At 61.8% G+C, this 544-nt stretch carries 1 pseudogene; it reads left to right on the top strand.

The window, feature by feature from the left end:
• Positions 1–125: 125 nt before the first annotated feature.
• A pseudogene (locus HX846_RS39280) lies at positions 126–544 on the top strand (condensation domain-containing protein); the annotation flags it as partial.

Below are 544 nucleotides of genomic sequence, written 5' to 3'. Positions count from 1 at the left end.
TGAACCTGCAACTGCGCAAGCTGTTCGAAAATGCCAGCCTCAAGGCTTGCGTGGCTGCGCTTGAGCCAATCCAGGCGGCGATGCCTGCGCGCATTCCAAGGGTGCCGCGTGATCAACCGTTGCCCCTGTCCTACGCCCAGCAACGCCAGTGGTTCCTTTGGCAAATGGAACCCTCCAGTGCGGCGTACCACATCCCTGCGGCGCTAAGGATTCATGGCCACCTGGATTTGAAGGCGTTGCAACGCAGCTTAAGCGCACTGGTGCAGCGTCACGAGAGTTTGCGCACGACCTTTGTCCAGAAGGACGAGCGTGCGTTCCAGGTTATCCATGCCGAGTCCGGTCCGCTGCTGACGCCGCAGTTTCTCGACCTGACCTCGGCCAACCAGGCCGAGCAGATCCAGGCGTTTGTTCGCGATCAGATCAGCCGGCCGTTCGACCTGCAGAACGGTCCGCTGCTGCGGGTCGGGCTGCTGCAGGTGGCCGCCGATGAACAGGTGCTGGTGCTGACCCAGCATCACATCGTCTCCGATGGCTGGTCGATGCA

Origin of the sequence: Pseudomonas sp. K5002 (assembly GCF_013386655.1) — a bacterium.
Lineage (GTDB): Bacteria > Pseudomonadota > Gammaproteobacteria > Pseudomonadales > Pseudomonadaceae > Aquipseudomonas.
The sequence above is the reverse complement of the archived record's forward strand: the minus strand, read 5'-3'. Positions and strand labels throughout refer to the sequence as shown.